Source organism: Anaeromyxobacter paludicola, assembly GCF_023169965.1.
Lineage (GTDB): Bacteria > Myxococcota > Myxococcia > Myxococcales > Anaeromyxobacteraceae > Anaeromyxobacter_B > Anaeromyxobacter_B paludicola.
This window is the reverse complement of record NZ_AP025592.1, coordinates 737,143-753,891: the sequence shown is the minus strand read 5'-3', so window position 1 is coordinate 753,891 and position 16,749 is coordinate 737,143. Positions and strand designations below refer to the sequence as shown.

The 16,749-nt window shown below is 74.0% G+C and carries 14 protein-coding genes; 4 read left to right on the top strand and 10 right to left on the bottom strand.

The features are described from left to right. Positions 1–22: 22 nt before the first annotated feature. The gene (gene mscL, locus AMPC_RS03405; RefSeq protein ID WP_248344336.1) at positions 23–457 is read left to right on the top strand and encodes a large conductance mechanosensitive channel protein MscL; all 435 of its coding nucleotides are present in this window, start codon (positions 23–25) and stop codon (positions 455–457) included. Between the two features lie 16 nt (positions 458–473). Here the strand turns inward: mscL and AMPC_RS03400 are convergent, their stop codons facing one another. The 7 genes from AMPC_RS03400 to AMPC_RS03370 form a co-directional block, all read right to left on the bottom strand. After that, on the bottom strand, positions 474–1,511 hold the full coding sequence (locus AMPC_RS03400; protein WP_248344334.1) for an electron transfer flavoprotein subunit alpha/FixB family protein: 1,038 nt from the start codon (positions 1,509–1,511) through the stop codon (positions 474–476). A gap of 10 nt (positions 1,512–1,521) precedes the next feature. Continuing rightward, entirely contained in the window at positions 1,522–2,328 is an 807-nt protein-coding gene (locus AMPC_RS03395; RefSeq protein WP_248344332.1) for an electron transfer flavoprotein subunit beta, read from the bottom strand. A gap of 20 nt (positions 2,329–2,348) precedes the next feature. Then, positions 2,349–4,220: a 4Fe-4S ferredoxin gene (locus AMPC_RS03390; RefSeq protein WP_248344331.1), complete on the bottom strand. Its 1,872-nt coding sequence runs from the start codon at positions 4,218–4,220 to the stop codon at positions 2,349–2,351. Between the two features lie 10 nt (positions 4,221–4,230). After that, positions 4,231–6,462, bottom strand: coding sequence for an acyl-CoA dehydrogenase family protein (locus tag AMPC_RS03385; protein ID WP_248344330.1), 2,232 nt, complete (start codon positions 6,460–6,462; stop codon positions 4,231–4,233). Positions 6,463–6,628: 166 nt separating this feature from the next. Further along, positions 6,629–8,986: a fimbria/pilus outer membrane usher protein gene (locus tag AMPC_RS03380; RefSeq protein ID WP_248344329.1), complete on the bottom strand. Its 2,358-nt coding sequence runs from the start codon at positions 8,984–8,986 to the stop codon at positions 6,629–6,631. Beyond that, on the bottom strand, positions 8,967–9,737 hold the full coding sequence (locus tag AMPC_RS03375; protein ID WP_248344328.1) for a fimbrial biogenesis chaperone: 771 nt from the start codon (positions 9,735–9,737) through the stop codon (positions 8,967–8,969). The genes AMPC_RS03380 and AMPC_RS03375 overlap by 20 nt, the downstream gene beginning before the upstream one ends. A gap of 7 nt (positions 9,738–9,744) precedes the next feature. Beyond that, the gene (locus AMPC_RS03370) at positions 9,745–10,242 is read right to left on the bottom strand and encodes a Csu type fimbrial protein (RefSeq protein ID WP_248344327.1); all 498 of its coding nucleotides are present in this window, start codon (positions 10,240–10,242) and stop codon (positions 9,745–9,747) included. A 253-nt stretch (positions 10,243–10,495) separates the two neighbouring features. Between AMPC_RS03370 and AMPC_RS03365 the strand changes: the two genes are divergently transcribed. Further along, the gene (locus AMPC_RS03365) at positions 10,496–10,945 is read left to right on the top strand and encodes a Csu type fimbrial protein (RefSeq protein WP_248344326.1); all 450 of its coding nucleotides are present in this window, start codon (positions 10,496–10,498) and stop codon (positions 10,943–10,945) included. A gap of 42 nt (positions 10,946–10,987) precedes the next feature. Here AMPC_RS03365 and speA read toward each other — a convergent pair whose 3' ends face one another. After that, positions 10,988–12,952, bottom strand: coding sequence for a biosynthetic arginine decarboxylase (gene speA, locus AMPC_RS03360; RefSeq protein ID WP_248344325.1), 1,965 nt, complete (start codon positions 12,950–12,952; stop codon positions 10,988–10,990). An 87-nt stretch (positions 12,953–13,039) separates the two neighbouring features. On the opposite strand from speA, the gene AMPC_RS03355 reads away from it, so the two are divergent. After that, a complete protein-coding gene (locus AMPC_RS03355) occupies positions 13,040–14,917 on the top strand; it encodes an ABC transporter ATP-binding protein (protein WP_248344323.1) in 1,878 nt (625 codons plus the stop codon). Next, entirely contained in the window at positions 14,917–15,498 is a 582-nt protein-coding gene (locus tag AMPC_RS03350; RefSeq protein ID WP_248346395.1) for a class I SAM-dependent methyltransferase, read from the top strand. Before AMPC_RS03355 ends, AMPC_RS03350 begins: the two co-directional genes overlap by 1 nt. Here the strand turns inward: AMPC_RS03350 and AMPC_RS03345 are convergent. Next, positions 15,495–16,424: an RluA family pseudouridine synthase gene (locus AMPC_RS03345; RefSeq protein ID WP_248344321.1), complete on the bottom strand. Its 930-nt coding sequence runs from the start codon at positions 16,422–16,424 to the stop codon at positions 15,495–15,497. The two genes, AMPC_RS03350 and AMPC_RS03345, sit on opposite strands and share 4 nt — an antisense overlap. A 27-nt stretch (positions 16,425–16,451) precedes the next feature. After that, entirely contained in the window at positions 16,452–16,721 is a 270-nt protein-coding gene (locus AMPC_RS03340; RefSeq protein WP_248344319.1) for a hypothetical protein, read from the bottom strand. Positions 16,722–16,749: the final 28 nt, after the last annotated feature.

Sequence of the window (16,749 nt, the reverse complement as noted above, 5' to 3'; positions counted from 1 at the left end):
CCGCCCGCCTACAGTTCACGCCATGGAAACGGCACCCTCGACGTCCTCGCACAGTCCCGCCCGCCTCCCGGTCGCGAGCGCCACGCGCCTCGCCGGTGAGTTCAAGGCCTTCCTCCTCAAGCAGAACGCCCTGGCGCTGGCGGTCGGCGTCGTGATCGGCGGCGCGTTCGGCAAGATCGTCAGCGGGGTGGTGGACGATCTCATCATGCCGATCGTCGGGCTGCTCGTGCCGTCGGGCGACTGGCGCACCGCCAAGGTCGGCCCCTTCCTGCTCGGCGACTTCGCGGGCCGGTGCGTGGACTTCGTCATCGTGGCCTGGGTGGTCTTCCTCATCGTGAAGGCGCTGATCCACGAGAAGGCGCCGCCGCCGGCGCCGGCCACCAAGGCCTGCCCGCAGTGCCTCGAGCTCATCCCGGCCGAGGCGAAGCGCTGCCGCGCCTGCGCCCAGCCGGTGTAGCTCCGGGACCGCGCCGCTAGCCGCCCTTCGCGGCCAGCAGCGCGTTCAGCTCGCGCACCACCTCGAAGGCGTCGGCGACGTAGAGGACGTCGGCCTTGCCGCGCGCCCAGCCGCAGGCCGGGTCGAGGTTCACCGCCCGGCGCTCGTGGACGAAGCGCCAGCCGACCACGTGCGGCTCCTCGCCGTGGCAGCAGGTGGCGAGCCCCTTGGGGTGGCGCGGCGTCGAGCCGGTCTGGCCCACCTGGTTGAGGTGGCTCATGAACCCGAGCACCGCCTGCCCCTCGCCGGTCTGGTCCACCAGCGACTTGGACGAGCCGAGCGAGGCCTTCGAGGCCTTGAGGAAGCCGAGGATGAGCGCCTCGGCCTCCGCCGGGTGCGGCTGCCCATCCTTCTGCTTCTTCGTCCAGCCGGCGCCCGCCACGAAGAGGAGCTTCGCGTCGGGGCGGATGGTCTGGGCGTCGGCCGCGGGCGCGCGCACCCCCTCGACCCGCGTGCGCCTCGCCGCCTCTCCGAGCTCGAGCGGGACGGCCTGCAGCGCGGGCGCGCTCCCCTCGGCGACGTGGGCCGGCGCGCAGCCGCCGTCGAGGAGGACGAGCCAGGGCCGCTCGGCGCGCGTGAGCCGCGCCTCGATCCGCTGCTTGTAGAACCAGCGCGTCAGTGCGACGGCGCCGCCCGAGGCGGCGAGCGCGGTGGCGTGGGTGTCCACCTTGCCGCCGAGCCGGAAGGCGGCGCCCGGGAAGGCGCGCGCCGTGCGCGAGGTGCCGGGCGCGACGACGAGGGTGGCCTGCGCGGCGCGGCACAGGGCCTCGCAGGCGGCGCCGTCGGCCGCGGCCCGCCCGGCGGCGAGCTCCGGGGCGTCGGCGGCCAGGACCGCGTCGGCGCCGGCGCCCGCCACCGCGGCGGCGGCGCGGGCGAGGTCGGCCCCGAAGAGCCCCACGGTGAGCGGCGCGCCCAGCGACGTGGCGAGCGCGCGGGCGGCGGAGAGGGCCTCGAGGGCCGCGCGGGGCAGCGCCCCGTCGGCGTCCGGATGGGCGATGAAGAGCACCTTTTCCATGTCGTCCTCCCTAGCTCTCGATCCAGGCCACGAGCTCGCGCGCGATCTCGGCGGCCGGAAGGTCCTTGACCACGCGGGTCTCGCGCTGCTGCTTCGGCAGCGAGACCGCCTCGAAGGTGACGCCGCCTCCGAGCGCCGGGGCCGGCCGCGCCTTCTGCAGCGCCGGCAGGATCCCGCGCATGTTGAGCATGCCGACCTGCGGGTTGTTGCGGGGCTCGGGCCGGTTGCCGGTGGCCCAGCCGAGCACGGCGGGCGCCCCGGCGCACACCGAGACCTGGTGCCGCCCGCCCTCGATCCGCTCCAGCACCTCCAGGCTGCCGTCCTCGCGGACCGCGAGCGCGTCCACGCCGAGGAAGAGGTCGGGGATCTCGAGCCGCGCGCCGACGAGCGCGAGCGTGGTCCCGGCGCCCCGGGCGGCCGACTCCCACCCGCCGAAGAGGAGCAGGCGCGAGCGGTCGAGCCCCGGGATCGCCTTCACCGCCTCGGCGAGGGCCGCCGCCGTCTCGTGCGAGTCGGTGAACCCGCCCGCCGGCCCGTCCACGGCCACGAGCTCGAACGGGACCTTCTGGCCCACCACCATCATCACCTGCTGCAGCTTCGCCTTCGGGCCGAGGGCCACGAGCCAGACCTTGGAGCCCGGCACCGCCGCCGCGAGGTGGGCCGCCTCCCAGAGGGCGTGGCCGGCCCAGGGGTCGAGCACCGCCGGGAGCATGGCCTCGTTCTTGAGCACCGGGCCGGCGGGGCCCGCCGTGGGCTCGAGGGTCTGGAGCGGGTCGGGGACCACGCTCCCACAGACGACGATCTGCAGTCCGTTCATCTCGCTCTCCTGGGGTGAGCCTAGTTCTCTGCCGAGTGGAGCCCGCCGGCCCCGGCGAGGAAGGCGACGTTGCCCTGCTCGCTCCCGTCCTCGAGCGGCTGCGAGCAGTTCCAGAGGCACGCGCCGCAGTGGACGCACTTCTCCCGGTCGAAGGCCGGGACGCCGTCCGGCACGTCGGTGATCGCCTGGCCGGAGCAGATGGCGACGCAGGTCCGCGCGCCGCAGGCCTTGCAGAGCTCCGGGCGCAGGAACACCACGTGGTCGGCGTAGCCGGGCGGCGCCTGCACCTTGCCGCCGAGCAGCAGCGCGTCCTGGTGCGACACGAGCAGCTTCCCGTCGCAGGCGATGGGCGGCCAGCCGGCGCGGTCCATCAGCGCGTCGTGGAGCGGGCGGCCGCTCCGGGCGCACTCCGCCCGCAGCGCCGCCACCTCGGCGGCGGGGATGCGCCCCTCGTACCAGCCCTCGACGCCCTGGATCCGCTCGTGCGGCGGCACCGGCTCGGGGCCCAGGCTCACCTTGCCGCCGGTGAGGCCGGAGAGCGCCATGCCGAGGAGCCCGGTCGCGACCCCCTGGCCGAAGCCGTCGCGGGCCCGCTCCGCCACCCTCCCCTCCGCCTCCACCCAGCTCCCGCGCCGCCGCGCCACGTAGGCCGCCTCGAGGTTCTCGCGCGAGAACGGCTTGCCGCTGCGGCAGAGCTCGAGCACCCCCTGCGCCAGCTGCACGCCGGTGGCCCAGGCCTCGTCCACGCCGGAGCCGGTGAGCACGTTGGTCGATCCCGATCCCTCGCCGATGCGGGCCCAGCCGTCGCCGGCGAGGCGCGGCTCGCCCCGCCGCCCCGACTCCTGGATCGACTTCGCGCCCCAGGAGCGGAGGGTCGCGCCGGCGAGGTACCGCTGCAGCGCCGGGTGCTGCACGTAGTGCTGCAGGTAGCGGTACGAGGTCCGCGCCGGGCAGTCGAACCAGGAGGGCACGAAGATGCCCACCGAGGCGACGTTGCCCGGGTGCACGTAGAGGAAGCCGAAGATCTCCGGCTCCGGGAAGCCGAAGGTGTGGAGCACGGTCCCCGGCTTCGCCGGCCGGTCGGGCGCGAGGTCCACCACCATCTTGCAGCCCACCGCCCACTCGCGGACGTGGTGCCCCTCCGGCATCCCGAAGACCTCGTCGAGCTGCCGCCCCACCGGGCCCACCGGGCCGTCGCCCACCACCGTGAGCGCCGCCTTCACGTCCATGCCCGGCAGGTAGCCCTCGGCGGGCGTCCCGTCGCGGTTCACGCCCTGATCCACCAGCCGGACACCGGTGACCGCGTGCCCCTCGACGAGCGCCTGCGAGACCGGGGTGCCGGGCCAGATCTGGACGGCGCCGGTCTGCAGCACCTGGCCGGCGACCCACTGGTTGAGCTGGCCGAGCGAGAGGACCATCCCGCCGCGCTTGTGCAGGAACTCGGGGGTCCAGGGCAGCTCGAGCGCCTCGTCCGCCACCGGGAGGGCGAAGCGCGCGGCCCGGAGGAGCCGGTCGGCCCCGCGCAGCGTCGCGGATCGCCGGCTCGCGCCGATGGGATCGAGCAGGTAGAGCACCCGCTCCTCGGCGATGGGCGCCGCGAGCGGGATCTGCGCCGCCTCGAGCTCCGGGAAGCTCTCCCGCAGCGCCCGCGCCCGCGTGACCACGCCCGAGACGCCGAAGCCGACGTCGTCGGCGCGCTCGTAGCAGATGACCTGCAGCGGCAGCCCCGGCGCGACCCGGCTCTCCACCGCCGTGCTGCCGTCCGGGTTCACCACCCCGCGCGCCAGCGTGGTGAGGAAGCCGCCCATCGCCGGGCCGAAGCCCACGCAGACCACGTCGGCCGAAAGCTCCTGCCGGGCGGCCTCGGGGGCCGCCGATTCCGTCTCGCCCATGTCGCGCTCCTCAGGCCGGGTAGTCGAGGGCCTCGGGGATCATCACCTTCGAGAGCGCCTGCGCCGCCCGGTCCTTCGCGAGCTGGGCGCCGGTGAGGCAGCCGTCGAGCTTCATCCGGAGCGCGGCGAAGTCGTGCAGCCCCTGGCAGCTGGCGCAGGGGCCCGCCTTGTCGGGGTGCGCGCCGCCCTCGCCGATCACGTCCGTCGCACAGCCGGCCATGCCGCTGATGATCCCCTCCAGCGCCTCCAGGTCCTCGGCGGCGTAGCAGACGCTGCGCGCCTCGGAGTCCCAGGCCGGGTGGCGGTTGTAGCCGTAGGTGAGCTCGGCGCAGATCCGGCCCACCTCGCCCGCGGCCGCGGCGGCCTGCACGTGGCAGAGGTCGCCCAGGAACTCGAGCAGGCCGGGGAGGCCCTCGCCGGCGAGCGGGCTCTCGGGCCCGCGCCGCGCGAGCTCGAGCAGGTCGAGGATCTGCGCCCGGCTGGCGAGGAGCCAGCAGAGCGCGTCGGCGAGCCGGAAGGTGACGCCCTGGCGCGGGCCGACGTAGAGCTTCTCGCCGTTGGCGTCCTTCGCCGTGGTGAGGTGGTCGAAGGTCCAGAGCCAGAGCCGGAAGGCGGTGGCGAGGGTGCAGGCCCCGGTCCCCGGGCGCGCCGCGGCGATGCGGCGCAGCTCGCCGGCCCAGGTGCGCAGCTGCTCGAGGAAGAGCGGCTGGGCCATGGTGACGGAGAGGTTCCGCCGCTGCACCGCCTCCGGCCCCTCGTAGGTGGCCTCGAGCTGCGCGTCCATCCACTTGTGGCCGAGGAAGCCCGGGCAGTCCTCGGTGATGCCGTAGCCGCCCACGAGGCTCACCGCCTCGCGCATGACCGTGGCGCCGTGGCCGGTGCACCACAGCTTCGCGGCCGGGCAGAGCACGCCCGCCTCCGAGTCCACCAGCGCGAAGCGGACCAGCTCGTCGTTCGCGAGCTCGAGGAGGCGCGCCTCGTCGCGCTCGCCCTGCGGCAGGCGCGAGAGCGAGAGGTACTCGATGGCGCGCTCGTTCACCTTCTTCAGATAGGCGAACTCGGCGCGCCCGCCCCCCACCCCGGCCTGGGCGAGGAGCTCCGACTTGCGCCGCTCGAGCGGGTCCACCTCGTCGTAGAGCCGCGCCGCGGCGAAGGCGAGCGACGCCGCCGCCTCGCCGGTGGCCCAGACGTCGGTGAGCCGGTGGAGCGCGTCCTCGCGCTGCTGCAGGCCGAGCTCGTGCCGGAGCGAGCCGGGCTTCGTCTGCTCGGCGCCGCGGAAGCGGCCGCGCTGGTACCGGATGACCGGCTCGACGGCGCTGAGGAGCTTCGCGGCGGTCATCACCGCCACCCCGACCCGGGTGCGCTTGAACACCGCCTCGATGATCTCGCCGTGGTCCCAGCGCGGCACGATGACGCCGTCCTTCACCTCGTAGCCGCCGACGATCCGCGAGGCGGGCACGCGCAGGCTGAAGATCGGGTCGCTCGTGGAGCTGAGCTGGTGGACCATCTTCCGGGTCGGCGTGCCGCGGTCGAAGGTGCCCGGGTCGCCCTCCTCGAGGATGACGATGCAGCTCCCCTTGAGGCGCGGGTCGGCCGAGTCCACCGCGGCGGTGACGAAGTTGGCGAACCCCATGTTGGTGATGAAGCGGCCGCGCTTCTCGATCTGGAGGACGGGCTCCTTGCCCTCCTCCCACTCGGCGATGGTCGCCTTCCCCGAGAGCATGCCCGTGTCCACGCCCACGTACGGGAGCGGCTCGGTGAGGCAGAAGGCGCCACGCCAGGGCTTGCGGTCCTCGCCCGGCTTCGCCGGCGCGGCGAGCGCCATGTAGTGATCCGCCTGGGCCTTCGTGCCGCGCTCGTGGATGGGCGAGAGGGCGAGGTTGCCGGCGAGCGCGCCGGTGGCGGCCCCGGCGTCCACCCAGGCGAGCTCGAAGGCGACGAGGGCGAGGGCCAGGTTCTTCGGCCCCTCGATGAACCCGCCCTGCTCGGGATCCATGAAGACGGCGGTGATGCCCGACTCGTCGTAGGCGCGGAGCAGTTCGTTCTTCCCGGGCGTCCAGTCGTGGCTGTTGCGGCCGCCGCTCGCGACCAGGCGGGCCACCGGCCCGCGCGCCACCGCGCGGGTGGACTGGACCACCATCTGCAGGTCGAAGCGGTCCGCGAAGCGCCAGAGGATCTGGCGGACGTCGTCACCGGGCAGCGTGCGCAGGCTCTCGCCGGCGGCGGGATCGTGGGCGGCCATGCAGGTCCTTTCCGAAACGTGAAACGGCCGTGGTTGCGAGTGGATGCAGCGCCTCGCCGGCCGCGCCTCCCCCTCCGGAGGACGGCGGCAAGCTACCACTTTCGAGGTGAGCCGAGAAGCGCCCCGGATGCACCGCCAGTGTGGCGCGGCGCGTCGAGACGGAGAGTCACGGAGCGGCGCGGTCCACGGGGATCACCCGCTGCGCCACCTCGGCGGCGGCCGCGCGGCAGGAGACCCGTCCCACCTCGACCATCAGATCGCGCGTGTCGGGGACGAGGAGCAGCGCCTCGCACCGGCCGCCGCGCCACTCGACCTCGGCGCGGTGGGCGCCGGGCGGGAGCCGCTCGAAGGAGAACCGGCCGCTCTTCTCGATGGGCGAGGACCAGACGCGCTCCCCCTCGCGGATCGTCAGCTCGCCGTAGGCGGGGCGCTCCTCCGGCCGGCCCTCGAGCCGGACCTCGCCGCCGACCATCTGGATGGGCTCGACCGGGAACCTCGCCAGCGCGCCGCCGCGGACCGGGGTGGCGATCAGCAGCTCGGAGCGGGGCACGTCGAAGGTCATCGGCACGTCGGTGGCTCGGATGGAGACGTGGTTGCCGTAGTACGCCTGGAGGTTGGGGATGAGCAGGTCGCCGCGGGCGTCGGTCCGCCCCACCTCCTGTCCCTCCAGGAAGGCCCGCACCCCCTCCACCCCCGGCACCTGGACCAGCGCGTAGCCGTCCTGGACCGGCCGCGTCGGGAGGACCCGGTCGCCGATGGCCACGAGCCCACCCGCCACCGTGGCGGACGCGAGGGATCCCCCGCCCCGCCGGTCGTAGGTCACCTCGTAGCGCCCGTAGCGCCCCTGGTACTGGAGGTCCCCGCTCGCGAGCCCGCTCGAGTCGCCCTGCCCGGCCCGGAGCTGGTAGCCGTACCCTTCGCCGAGCGGGAGGCTGCGCTGCAGCCCGACCGACGCCGCGCCGCCGTTGGCGGAGTCGGCGCTCAGATCCCCGAGCGTCCCGGCGCCGAAGGACCAGCTCAGCATCGCCGACGCCGAGAAGGCCGCGCCGCTCGAGGGAGACCGCGACCAGCCGCCGCCGACGAGGAGCGACGCCCGGGCGCCGAGCCGGAAGTCGGTTCGCAGGAGCACCGCGTCCAGGTTGCCGGCGTCGCGGTAGTGCGACGCGCTGTACTCGAGGTTGAGCGTGGCCTTGTCGCCGAGCGGGACGCCGACGAAGGAGCCGGCCTGCAGCAGGGGGCGGTCGTCCAGCGCCGTGGCGGCGAGCGTGGCGTACCGCTCCGTCTGCGCCCGGACGTAGCCGCCGACCCCGAGCTGCCGCCCGCGGTACGACCACGAGAGCGCGCCCGCGCCGCCGCCGTGCCGGTCCGACCCGCTCGCGCCGGCGGAGGCCTCCAGCTCTCCCAGCCAGAGCGCGGCGGTGGCGGTGACGCCGCCGCTCACGCGATCGGTCGTGCCCTCCAGCCGGTACCCGGCCGTGAGGTGCTCCGTGAGCCCCCACCGGTGGCGGGCCGCGAAGGCGAGCCCCCCGTAGTCGAAGCTCTCCCGCCCGAAGTTCTGGCGGAGCAGGCCGGCCTGGTAGGCGTAGTCGTCGAGCCCCTTCGCGAGGAGCCCCGACGAGTAGTAGTAGCGGGCGTCGAGCTCGGTGGCCCGCCCGAAGGCGTCGCGCACGACGGTCCGGATGTTCCCGTTGCCGGTGGTGACCGGGAGGTTGGCGAGCTCGAACGTGCCCGGCGCGACCGGCACCTGCTTCACCAGGGCGCCGTTCACGTAGACGTCCACGGTGGACGGGGTGGTCGCGAGGCCGGTCGTCCTCGGCAGCGGCCCCCGGACGAAGTACGGGTCGAGCGAGAACTCCCGGGAGATCCCGAGGCCGGCCAGGACGGCGCTGCCGCCGAGGGGGCCGGTGGAGGCGACCGCCTCCCCGGCGGTCACGCGCCGGAGCGCGGCCGGCGCGTCGAGGGTCAGGGCGGAGAGGCCGCGCACCCACCCGGCCGTCGGGTTCCGGCTCACGCCGCTCGTGAAGAGGAGGCCGCCCGCGCCCGCCCCGCCCTCGAGCGCCGCGTCCACCTGGTCGTTGCTGCGGCCCTGGACGGAGTAGTTGAGGAACGCGCTGCGGGCCTCGCCCAGCACGAGCCCGGCCGGCCGCTGCAGGGGCGCGAAGTCGATGACCGCGGCCCCGAGCAGCCGGGGATCGACCGTCAGCCGGAGCGCGAGCCCGGGCTCGTCGAGCTCGTAGCGCACCTCGGGCGCCATCGAGCGGAGCGAGAGCCAGGGGGCGTCGCGGACGAGGAGCCGCCGGCCGAGCCGCTCGAGGTGCAGCCTCGTGGCCACGTCGAGCGGCAGGAGCACGTCGTCGGCGCCGAGGAGGACCGTGACGACGCCCTCCTGCGCGACCTCGTTGACCTTGAGCTCCAGGGGCGCGGCGGCCCACTCCTCGGCCGCCGCGGGCGCGGCGGGCACGGCGAGCAGCGCGAGCGTCAGCGCCAGCGGGGCGGCGACGTGGCTACGGAGCGCAGCCGCCATGGGGAGCCGCGGCCTCGGCGCTCACCGGCTTGTCGCCGAGCACCGCCTCGACCCGGACGCTCCGGACCTGCGCGCAGATGCCGGCGGGCAGGGCCGCGTCGTAGCGGCGCTCGCCGTCGGCGAGCACGTACCAGCCATTGAAGTCCTGGACGTGCAGCACCTCGCCCGCGGCGCCGCGCGCCTGGAGCTTCAGGCTCGTGGGCCGGAAGTGCGCGTTCCCCCGGTTGCGCAGGACGAAGCTGGCCCGGCCGGCGCGGACCTCGACGCCGTCGATCTCGGGCCGGGCCGCGGCCTGGGCGGGCTCGACGAAGACCGGGATCCCGACGCGCGACAGGACCCGCACCGCGCTCGGGCCGCCGGGCTTCTCCGCCGGCGGGAGCTGCTCCACGAACAGCCGGTAGCTCCGCTCGCGCGCCCCGGGCGGCTGGGTGGTGCCGACCCGGAGGTTGCGGCTCTCCTTGGGCGCCAGGGTGAAGAGCTGCGGGAACCAGACCACGTCCTCCGCCGGCGCGAGCTGCATCTCGCCGCTGCTCGACTCCTGCCAGGCGAGCACCGAGACCTTGAAGCGGACCGGCTCGGGCTCGTCGTTGGTCACCGAGACCACGGCGTTCCGCTCGTCGGCCGTCAGCCGCACCAGGATCGGGTTCACCACCAGCCCCGCCGCGCGGACGCGCCCTCCCGGCAGGAGGAGGACGGCGAGCGCGGCGAGGGCCAGCGGCCGGAGACGGCGCAGCGTGCGGCGGTGGACCAAGGGGCCCCTAGAACGTGACGGTGGCGACCACGGTGTCGCCGTAGGTGTCGGCCTGGACGTCCTGGCCGGCCGCGATGCGGCCGTACACGGTGAAGGGGACGGCGGTGTTCTTGTTGGCCGCGGTCCCGGTCATCTTGTTGGTCGCGTTCCAGACCGTGCCGCGGGCGTTGTCGGTGTAGAGCTCGTACGGCAGCAGGTCGGTGTTGCCCGTGGTGGCGCCCTTCATGTTGCGAACGGCGCCGCTCCCGTTCGCGCCCTGGTCGAGGGTGACGCTGAAGGCGGTGCCCTTGTTGCAGTTCACGCTGATGGTGCCCTGCTTGTCCACGTTCCCGGCGGCGAGCGGGTCGTAGTTCCCGAAGGCGACGCTGCCGCCGGTGATGCTGCAGCTGGTGATCACGGTCGCGTTCACGGCGACGTTGGCGGTGGCGGTGCCGGCGGCGCGGGCGTTGCCGGCGGAGACCAGGGCGGCGAGAGCGGCGAGGGCGAGCTTGGAAGGGATCTTCACGGGTGACTCCTTGGCCGAGAGCGGCCAGTTGACGAGCGACAACGTAGCGGACCCTACCCCCAAGTCAAAAACACGGCAGCGCCATGACCATGGCTCCGGACGCGCGTTCATGTGGTGCCGCGGGAGCCGGCGGCGCACGCGTCGGTCCTTCGCGCCGGCCCTGCCACCCGCACCCACTCCGCGCCGGCCGAAAGCTTGCGCTGGCGGGGAGTTCCGGCGTATCTCGTTGCCCGGGACCGCCGCCCCGCGCGCCATGTCGCCGAAGAGAATCCTGCTCGCCGCCGCCTGCGCGGCCGCCTTCGCGACGGCGGGGACGGCGCGCGCCGCGAGCTGCAAGGTGAATGGCGCCACGGCCGTGTCGTTCGCGCGCTACGACACCTTCAGCGCCGCCCGCCAGCAGCTCCGCTCCACCCTGAGCTACGACTGCGCCCCGCCCGCGAGCCCGAGCCTGACGCTCAGCGCCGGGAGCTCCGGGAACGCCTCGGCCCGCTACATGACCAGGGCGGGGAGCGCCGACCGGCTGCTCTACAACGTCTACACCGACGCGGCCTGCACCTCGGTCTGGAGCGACCAGCCCTCGCAGGCGATCCCCGGCGTCGGCGACCACAACCAGACGTTGAGCTTCTACACCTGCGTCCCGCCGCTCCAGGACGTGTCGGCCGGCAGCTACGCCGACACCCTCATCGTCACCATCAACTTCTGACCGCGCGCGGCGGGCCGCCCGTCGCGCGCCCCTCCGGCGCGCCTACAGACCGGACAGGTACGTGTACCCCCGCATCACCGACTCGTAGAAGTCCTGGAGCTGCACCCCCTCCTTCGGGCGGAGCACCCCCTCCTTCACCCGCTGGTCGAGCGCGCCCTTCACGCGGCGGGCGAGGTCGGGCGTGTCGTACTGCACGCTCGCGAGCACGTCCTTCACCGTGTCGCCCGGGATGACCTCCTCGATGTAGAAGTCCTCCGGATCCTCGTCGTCCACGAACACGTGGACCTCGTTGACCCGGCCGAAGAGGTTGTGCATGTCGCCCATGACGTCCTGGTAGGCGCCGGTCATGAACAGGCCGATGAAGTACGGCTCGCCGTTGCGGAGCGGGTGGAGCGAGAGCGTCTCGTCCACGCCCTCCCCCTCGATGAACTGCTCGATCTTGCCGTCCGAGTCGCAGGTGATGTCCACGATGGTGCAGTCGCGCGTGGGCGCCTCGCCGAGCCGGTGCAGGGGGACGACCGGGAAGAGCTGATCGAAGGCCCAGTGATCGGGCGCGCTCTGGAAGAGCGAGAAGTTCGCCATGTACTGGTCGGCGATCTTGTCGCCGAGGTCGCGCGTGTCGCGCGGGAGCCGCTTCTTGCCGCGGTTCAGCGCCACCAGGCCGTGGCAGAGCTTCCAGAAGAGCGTCTCGACCAGCGCGCGCTCCTCGAGGCCGAGGATGCCCAGCTTGAACATCTGCAGGGCCTCCTCCTTCTTGGCGGCGGCGTCGTGATAGGCCTCGGCCTTGTTGCGCGGCGAGAGCGAGTCCACGATCTCCCGCATCTCCCGCACCACGTCGGGCTCGTCGGGGCGGGGCTGGGAGGCGAGCGCGATCTCCTCGGGCGAGCCGATCTCGATGCTCCCGAAGACGTTCATGAGCACGCAGGCGTGGTGCGCGGTGATGGCGCGGCCCGACTCCGAGACGATGTTCGGCTCGGGAACCTCCTCGTCCTTGCAGATGCGCTGGACGTTGTAGACCACGTCCGAGACGTACTCCTCGAGCGTGTAGTTCATCGACGAGGAGAAGCCGGCCGAGTGGCTGCCGACGTAGTCCACGCCGAGGCCGCCGCCCATGTCGAAGTAGTCGATGGGCAGCCCCATCTTGCGCAGCTTGGCGTAGACGCGGGCGCCCTCGTTCACGGCGTCCTTCACCACGCGGATCTCCGTGAGCTGGCTGCCGACGTGGAAGTGCAGCAGCCGGGCGCAGGACTCCCGCCCCTTCTCCTTCAGGATGCGCACCGCGTCGATGAGCTCCGGCACGGTGAGCCCGAACTTGGCGAAGTCGCCGGAGGAGCCCTCCCACTTGCCGGTGCCCTTGGTGGTGAGCTTCACCCGGAGGCCGATCATCGGCTCGACCTGCATCTCGTCGGAGAGCCGGAGCAGGTGCGGCAGCTCGGAGAGCTTCTCGATCACCACCACGATCTTGCGGCCGAGCTTGCGGCCGAGGAGCGCCAGGCGCAGGAACTCCTCGTCCTTGTAGCCGTTGCAGACGGTGATCGCCTCGGGGTCGGTGTTCATCGCGAGCACGATGAGCAGCTCGCCCTTGGAGCCGGCCTCGAGGCCGTAGTGGTAGGGCGCGCCCGCGTCGAGCACCTCCTCCACCACCTCCCGCATCTGGTTCACCTTGATCGGGAAGACGCCGTAGTAGCGGCCGCCGTAGCCCAGCTCGGCGATGGCCCGCCCGAAGGTCTCGTTGATGCTCTTCACCCGCGCCCGGAGCACGTCCTGGAAGCGCACCACGCAGGGGAAGCCGAGCCGGCGCTCCTGGATGTCCTCCACCACGTCCATCACGTCGATGGTGGGGCCGCCCGGGCCCATGGGGTGTACGACCATGTGCCCCTTCTCGTTGATCGAGAAGAAGCCGGCGCCCCAGCCGGTGACGTTGTAGTACTGGGCGGCGTGATCGATGGACCACTTCGCGGGCTTGGTGGCGACGGTGGCGTCGCTCTTCGGCTCGGGGAACGTCATCGCCGCCTCTCATACGACGATGCCAACCAGAAATAAAGCGGGGGTCGCGTTGCCGGCACGAGGCGCCGGAGTTATCGAGCGGCGGACGTGACGAGCGCCTCCTCCAGGCACCTCCGCGCGCCTCGCGGCGAGCGTCCGCAGCGGCTCCGCGATCGGCTCGCCGGGGCCGCGGCGGGCTTCGCCCAGGCGCCCGGCACCTTCCGGCTCGTCTGGCAGGCCGACCGCGCCGGGGCGCTGCTGCTCGCCGGCCTCACCGCGCTCGCGGCGGTCCTCCCGGCCGGCATCGCCTGGGTCGGCAAGCTCATCGTGGACGCGGTGGTGGCCGCCTCCCGCGGCGCGCCCGGCGCCGGCGAGGGGCGCGTCGTCGGGCTCGTGCTCCTCGAGCTCGGCCTGATGGCGGCCGCCATGGCCGCCGCCCGGCTCTCCTCGCTGGAGCGCGAGCTGCTGCGGGCCCGGCTCGGGAACCTCGTCAACGAGCGGATCCTCGAGAAGGCGCTCGCCCTCGAGCTGCGCCACTTCGAGGACTCGCTCGTCTACGACAAGATGCAGAACGCGCGGCGGGAGGCCTCCGCCCGGCCGCTCTCGCTGGTGGTCCAGTCCTTCGCCGTCATCCAGAACACCGTGACCCTGGCCGCCCTCTCGGCCCTGCTGGTGCGCCTCTCCCCCTGGAGCGTGGCGGTGCTGGTGGCCGCCTCGATCCCGGCCTTCCTGGCCGAGGCCCGGCTCGCCGCCGAGACCTTCCGCGTCAACACCTGGCGGGCGCCCGAGGGGCGGCGGCTCAACTACCTCGAGTGGATCCTCACCCGCGACAGCCACGTGAAGGAGGTGAAGCTCTTCGGGCTCGGCCCGCTCGTCCTCTCCCGCTACCGGGCGCTCTTCGGGAAGTTCTACGAGGAGGACCGCGCGCTCGCGGTGCGGCGCATGGGCTGGGGGGTGCTCTTCGGGCTCCTCTCGCTCGCCGCCTTCTACGGCTGCTACGCCCTGGTCGCGGCACGCGCCGCCCGGGCCGAGATCACCCTCGGCGACCTGACGCTCTACCTGACCGTCTTCCGGCAGGGCCAGACCGCGGTCCAGAACGTCCTCTCCGCGGTGACCACGATGTACGAGGACGCGCTCTACATGTCGGAGCTCTTCGCCTACCTCGGCATCCCCACCGGCGGCGAGGCCGCCCGCGCCCTGCCCCCGCGCGCCCCCCCGCGCGGCCGGCCGCTCGCGCTCGAGCTCGACCGGGTCTCGTTCCGCTACCCCGGGCAGGAGGAGTGGGCGCTGCGGGACGTGTCGCTCACCCTGGCGCCGGGCGAGAAGCTCGGGCTCGTGGGCGAGAACGGCGCGGGCAAGAGCACGCTCGTGAAGCTGCTGCTCCGGCTCTACGACCCGACGGAGGGCAGCATCCGCTACGGCGGCGTGGATCTCCGGGACATGGACCCGGCCGACCTGCGCGCCCGCGTCGGCGCGGTCTTCCAGGACTTCGTCCGCTACCAGTTCACCGCCGCGGAGAACATCGGCCTCGGCGAGCCGGCGCACCTCGACGACCTCCCGCGCATCGAGGCCGCGGCGCGGCGGGGCGGCGCCGACGGCGTGATCGCCGCCCTGCCGCTCCGCTGGGAGACGGTCCTCGGCGGCTGGTTCGAGAAGGGGCACGAGCTCTCGGCCGGGCAGTGGCAGAAGCTCGCGGTGGCGCGCGCCTTCATGCGGGAGGAGGCGGAGGTCCTCATCCTCGACGAGCCCACCGCGTCCATCGACGCCGAGGCCGAGCACGAGCTCTTCGAGCGGTTCCGGGCGCTCGCCGCCGACCGCAGCGCCATCGTCATCTCGCACCGCTTCTCCACCGTGCGCATCGCCGACCGGATCGCGGTGCTCCGCGAGGGCCGGCTCGAGGAGCTGGGCTCGCACCGCGAGCTCATGGAGAAGGGCGGCCGCTACGCCGGCCTGTTCCGGCTCCAGGCCGAGGGGTACCGGGAGTGATGCGCGGACTGGAGCGGATCCCCTGGCTGTACGACGCCTTCATGGCGGCGGTCGAGCGCACCGGGCTCGGCCGCTGGCGGGCCTGGCTCGCCGGCGGCGCGCGCGGGCGCATCCTCGACCTCGGCTGCGGGACCGGCCGGGACCTGCCCTTCTATCCGCGCCGCGCGGCGGTCGGCGTGGACCCCCACCCCGAGAACCTCGCGCGCGCCCGCCGCCGCGCGCCCGTCCCGCTGGTGCGGGCGCGGGCCGAGGCCCTGCCGTTCAAGGACGGCGCCTTCGACACGGTGGTGAGCGGGCTCGTGCTCTGCAGCGTGGACGACCCCGCCGCCGCGCTCGCGGAGCTGCGCCGGGTGCTCGCCCCCGGGGGCACCCTGCGCGCCCTGGAGCACGTCCGGTCGCTGCGCCCCTGGGAGGCCCGCCTCCAGGACCGGCTCCAGCCGCTCTGGACCCGGCTCTCCGGCGGCTGCCGGCCCAACCGCGACACCGAGGCGTCCGTCGCGGCGGCGGGGTTCCGCGTCCTGCCCGAGGGCCGGCGGAGCAGCGGCGTCATGCGGCGGTTCGCCGCGCGCCGCCCCGATTAGGCGGGCGGGGCCCGGAGCACCGCGAGCGCGCGCAGGAAGTCGGCCGGCAGCGGCGCCTCGAAGCGCAGCCGCCGCCCGGTGCGGGGGTGGTCGAAGGCGAGCCGGGCGGCGTGCAGCGCCTGGCGGCCCAGCGCGGCGGCGGCCCGGCGCACCGGGTGATCCTCCGGGAGCCGCGCTTCTCGGCGCGCCCCGCCGTAGACCGCGTCGGCCACGAGCGGGTGGCCGGCGTCGGAGAGGTGCACGCGGATCTGGTGCGTCCGGCCGGTGTGGAGCGCCACCTCGGCGAGGCAGGCGGCGTCGCCGAAGCGCTCGACGAGCTTCCACTCGGTGACCGCCCGCCGCCCGCCGCGCGCCTTGCTGGTGTAGCGGGTGCGGTCGGTCGGGTGGCGGCCGTAGAAGGTGTCGAGCCTCCCGGCGGGGGCGAGCACGCCGTGGCAGAGCGCGAGGTAGGTCTTCTCCACCGACCGCGCCTTGAAGGCGGCCTGCAGCGCGGCGAGGGCGGCCTCGGTCTTGGCGACCACCAGGCAGCCGGAGGTGTCCTTGTCGAGCCGGTGCACGAGCCCGAGCCGCTCGCCGCCCGGCCCCTGCCCGAAGCGGTGCAGGAGGGCGTTCACCACCGTCGAGTGGGGCGTGCCGCGCGCCGGGTGGACCACCATCCCGGCCGCCTTGTCGAGCACCACCAGGTCGCGGTCCTCGTACAGCACCGCGAGCGGGAGGTCCTGGGCGAGCATCCCCGACGGCGCGGGGTCGGGGAGCTCGATGGTGAGCTCCTCGCCCCCGCGCAGCTTCGCCGCGGGCCGGGCGGCGCGCCCGTCGAGCCGCACCGCGCCGTCCGCGAGGAGCCGCTGCACGCGCGAGCGGGTGAGGTCGGGGGCGAGGCGGGTCACCGCCACGTCGAGGCGCGTCCCGGCGAGCTCCGCCGGCACGCGCGCTGTGCGGAGCTCGGCCAGGGCTCACCAGATCCGGGAGCGGACGCTCTTCTTCCGCGCCAGGATCACGTCGCAGATGGCGCGATCGTAGTAGTTGCTCCGCGCGTACAGCGACGGCGACAGGCGCGACCGGTAGAGCTCCCGCCCCTCCTCGAGCTCGTCGTGGAGCGCGTCGAAGAAGGTGTCCTCCTCGATGCCCTTCACGATCTTCTCGACGTTGTAGAGCGAGATGTCGGAGCAGATGGCGCGCGCCAGCCGCTGCGCCTGCTCGGGAGTCTCGATGAGGGGTTGCATGCGCCGATGGTAGGGCCAGCCGCGCGGG